At 63.5% G+C, this 3986-nt stretch carries 2 protein-coding genes, 1 tRNA gene and 1 pseudogene; 3 read left to right on the top strand and 1 reads right to left on the bottom strand.

The genetic code is table 11. From position 1 onward, the window contains the following. Positions 1-18: 18 nt before the first annotated feature. Together ACFYLW_RS16080 and ACFYLW_RS16085 are read left to right on the top strand one after the other, a co-directional pair. Positions 19-95, top strand: a tRNA-Met gene (locus ACFYLW_RS16080). Positions 96-1174: 1079 nt separating this feature from the next. Continuing rightward, a pseudogene (locus ACFYLW_RS16085) lies at positions 1175-1582 on the top strand (restriction endonuclease); the annotation flags it as partial. 91 nt (positions 1583-1673) lie between these two features. Here ACFYLW_RS16085 and ACFYLW_RS16090 read toward each other — a convergent pair. After that, on the bottom strand, positions 1674-1928 hold the full coding sequence (locus tag ACFYLW_RS16090; protein ID WP_390183247.1) for a hypothetical protein: 255 nt from the start codon (positions 1926-1928) through the stop codon (positions 1674-1676). Positions 1929-2441: 513 nt separating this feature from the next. Between ACFYLW_RS16090 and ACFYLW_RS16095 the strand changes: the two genes are divergently transcribed. Beyond that, a complete protein-coding gene (locus tag ACFYLW_RS16095) occupies positions 2442-3608 on the top strand; it encodes a Xaa-Pro peptidase family protein (RefSeq protein ID WP_312066246.1) in 1167 nt (388 codons plus the stop codon). Positions 3609-3986 lie beyond the last annotated feature (378 nt).

Below are 3986 nucleotides of genomic sequence, written 5' to 3' on the forward strand. Positions count from 1 at the left end.
CCTCACACACCGCCTTGCCGCGGGATGGAGCAGCCCGGTAGCTCGTCAGGCTCATAACCTGAAGGTCGCAGGTTCAAATCCTGCTCCCGCACCCAAGATTTTAACCCGCTATTCCAATCGGATAGCGGGTTTTTCTTTGTTCAAATTCCAGCGCCCCCGTGGAAGCCTCGTGGAAGCGGCAGGACCCCAAACGTAGGAGGGCAGGGGATCGAGATCACGATTGTGGGAGAGCTCCCCTACTCGCCAACTTGCTCCTGATATGCTTCAGCCCGATGCTGCGATCCTGCCCGACGTCCCGGTCGAGACGGCGGCCGAGGACGTCGCCCTGGGCCGAGATCAGATGACGGTGGCCTTGGCTACCATCTCGGGACAAAGATGACAGGCGCGGGACGCCGACCGGCCCTGGACATGACCATGACACCCTGTGAGCCCGGCGATCCCTGCTGGCCGTGGAGAGACCGACATTGCCCGACTTTTCCTTTCGCTTGTCGCCCGCTCCCGATCCAGCCGCTCCAACCGCCGACTACGAGGGCTTGGTCAAGCTGAGGCTCGCCCATGCGCCTGGCCGGAGCTATCTGATCCCCGAGCTGGTGCTCGCTCGGCTCGGACGCCGCCCGGGTTTCCCAATTTGCAATGTGCTTGTCCGGCTAACCGTGTGATCCTAAATGGATCTCATGTCGAGCGCTCCTGAGATGCCGCTGGATCTTCGCCTGCTGATGCAAGAATGCATTCTGGCGTTGTTCTGGCCCAAGAAGAAAATTGCCGAGTTTCTGTTGAGCGTGGGAACGCCTGCGGGGCTAGTCGCCGCGTCGGATGCGACGACGACCCGCTACGAACTGGTCGCGGACGTGTTCTCCAAGTTGAGCGCGCGTCCGGATCGAGGCTTCGTGGCGTTTCAGACCATGCTGGACCGGCTGTCGAATTGGACCCATTTCGACAGCTATTACTTCGACACCCTGAAAAAGCTGGATCGCGCCCAAGCTCAGGCCTGCATTGCCGGGCTGAAGGCAGCGGTATCGACGCGGAATGACGCGACCGAGCGACGACGCACAGCCGCGGAAACGAGCCAGAGGAAGCGGAGGACGACCGCCGACCTCGGCGCGTTGACGGCGGCATTCGGTAAGCTGTTCGGAACCTCGATGACCCCGCAGGCTCGCGGCTATTCGAATCATTTCTCAAACAGTTGTTCGACGGGCATGGCGTCGTCATGGGCGAGCCCTTTAGCCTCGCGGGCGAACAGATCGACGGGACGTTCAAGTTCAAGGGCGAGAACTATGTGGTGGAAGCCAAATGGCTCGATGCCGCCGCCAGCACCGGCGACCTCTACAAGTTCGCTCACAAGGTAGACGGAAAGATGTATGGGCGCGGGCTGTTCGTTTCGGTGAACGGCTTCTCCGATCCCGGTCTCGAGGCGATCGTTCGTGGCAAGCACATCAAGACCATACTGGTCGACGGCGAAGATTTGTCCGCCGTGCTCGAAGATCGCCTGACCTTGTTGGAGATGCTGGATTACAAGATCCGCGCTGCCCAGATTCGAGCCGATGTCTACGTCTGTGCCCTGCGCCACGCGAGCAAGATTTGATCCGCCTTGGCGCTGAGGCGGATGCGCTCGTCGCCGCCCCTGTCCGAGATCACCAGAAATCGCTCGTCTGTTGGGAACCAGCTCAGGGCCTCTATGGCGTGGGGGGTGAGGTCGCCTTGGCGGCGTAGTCGTCGAACGCGCCCGACGGGTCGCTGGACGTCAGCACGAAGCGGCCTTCGGGAGAAAGGGCGAGGCCGGAGTTGCCGGCGAGCCGGTGGCTGCAGATGGCGGGTCTGGAGGCCTCCGCCTCGGCGACTGGGGTGGCGGCGACCGCGCGTCCTGCAGTCAGGGCCAGGACGAGGTTAGACGCCAGGCATGCGGAAAGGCGCGCTGGTGAGCGGGTCATGACGAACTCTTTGATGAAGGGATGGATAGGGCGGTCAGTACCGCGGGCGTGGCCGGCTCAAGGCGATGGCGAAGCAGATCAGGAGCCACAGGCTTGTGCCGAGACGCAGTTCGGGAATCTCGAATATTCAGAAGAGGGACGCGGTCATGTGGGAGGGGGCGAGGGCCAGTCCTGCGGATTGCCGAACAGGGATTAGACGAGCAGCCGGCAGCCTAGAGTCATGACGACGACGGCTGTGACCCCATGCGCCCAGCAATGGGCTTTGCATCAGGACCTGCGGGCTCGACCCGCCCAGACCGCCCGCCGCGACATAGCCCGGCGCCAGCATGGCGAGTGTCCAGCAAGGCCGAGAGCGCATTGGCGGTACGGGCGCGGCCCTTCCCATGCTGGCGGGGCGCCGTTAAGCGCAATGGTGAAGCGTCTTCAGGCCTGGGCAGGGCTTGAACGATGGCGGTCAATGGTGGGAGGCGTGGGGGCTCACGCGATGTCCTGGATGTCTTATAGGGTCGGGCCATGACCTTCATTGCTCCGTCCGCCCGCCCCATCGACGCTCGGGAGCGTCGTGCTCGCATCCAGGCCCTGGCCGGCCTGCTGACCGCGCGGGGGCTTTCGGCGCTGCTGCTCGGCTCGACGACGTCGTTGCGCTATTTCACCGGCCTGGACTGGCATCCCTCGGAGCGTCTCACCGGCGCCCTGATCCATGCCGACGGGCGGGTGGAGTACGTCTGCCCGCGCTTTGAGCTGGACAAGGTCGGCGGCCTGACGACGGCGGAGGGCGCCATTCCCGGCGACATCCTGACCTGGGAAGAGGAAGAGAGTCCCTACGCCCTCGTCGCGAGCCGTCTTCCGCCGGGCGGAAAACTGGCGGTGGATGAACTGGTCGCGGTCTTTGTCTGGCTAGGGCTGGCCAGAGTCATGGGGCAGGCGCGTCTGGCCGATGGCGGCCCGCTAACTGCTGCTCTGCGCCGCATCAAGTCGCCCGCCGAAATCGCCCTGCTGACGCGGGCCAAGGCTATCACCCTTGAGGTGCAGCGCCGCACCCATGCCTGGCTCAAGGTCGGGGTGCTGACGTCCGAGGTGAAGCGGTTCATCGACGCCGAGCATCACGCCCTCGGCGGGGAGGGCGGTTCGTGGTTCTGCCTCGTCTCGTTCGGCGATGACACCTGCCTGCCGCACGGCGGCGAGGGCGACCGAGCCTTGCAGCGGAACGACGCGGTTCTGATCGACACGGGCACCCTGATCGACGGCTATCACTCGGACATCACCCGCACCTATGTCTTCGGCGAACCGACGCCCGAGTTCCGCACCGTGTGGGAGCATGAGAAGCAGGCTCAGGTCCTGGCTTTCGAGGCGGCGCAACTGGGCGCGACCTGCGAGAGCGTGGATGCGGCCGCGCGCGACTATCTCACCGGCCTCGGCTACGGCCCTGACTATCGACTGCCGGGCCTGCCCCATCGCACTGGCCACGGCGTCGGTCTGGATATCCATGAAGCGCCCAATCTGGTCCGTGGCGACCGCACGATCCTGGAGGCGGGCATGAGCTTCTCCAATGAGCCCATGCTGGTCATCCCGGGCCAGTTCGGCATACGGCTGGAGGACCACTTCTATATGAGCGACGCTGGCCCGGTCTGGTTCACCCAGCCGTCCTGCAGCCTGGACGATCCGTTCGGATCTCAGTGATCTCAACATTCTGAGATTCAGGGGTTGTGGACTCCGAGGGTGGTCCGTATAGACGCCGCTCGCTCGGAGACGGGCTGGCCCACGGGGGCTTCGGGAATGGATTTCCGGGGCTCTGGCGGGCACGGAGTTGAAAAACTTCTTGCCTTCATCAGTTGGTTCAGCTAGTTTTCGCGCTTCGATCAAATCGCTGATTTGCCGATGCGAGACGTGTCTTTGCTTCTCTGCGCGGGTTTCTGCGGCTTCGAAAGTCTCGGCTTTTGGGGCTTCGGAAAGTTCAGCGGATTGGTTGACATGGAGAATGGCTTTCCTTAGAAGGCCGCCTCCGCCGGGGTCTTCGGGTTCCGGGAGTGTTGAGAAAGTTCTTTAAAAAGAACTGGT

This window comes from Brevundimonas sp. NPDC007368, assembly GCF_042869015.1.
Taxonomy (GTDB): domain Bacteria; phylum Pseudomonadota; class Alphaproteobacteria; order Caulobacterales; family Caulobacteraceae; genus Brevundimonas.

Excerpts from the sequence above, each read along its gene's own strand:
- ACFYLW_RS16090 (WP_390183247.1), bottom strand. The coding sequence starts at position 1,928 with ATGACCCGCTCACCAGCGCGCCTTTCCGCATGCCTGGCGTCTAACCTC.
- ACFYLW_RS16095 (WP_312066246.1), top strand. The coding sequence starts at position 2,442 with ATGACCTTCATTGCTCCGTCCGCCCGCCCCATCGACGCTCGGGAGCGT.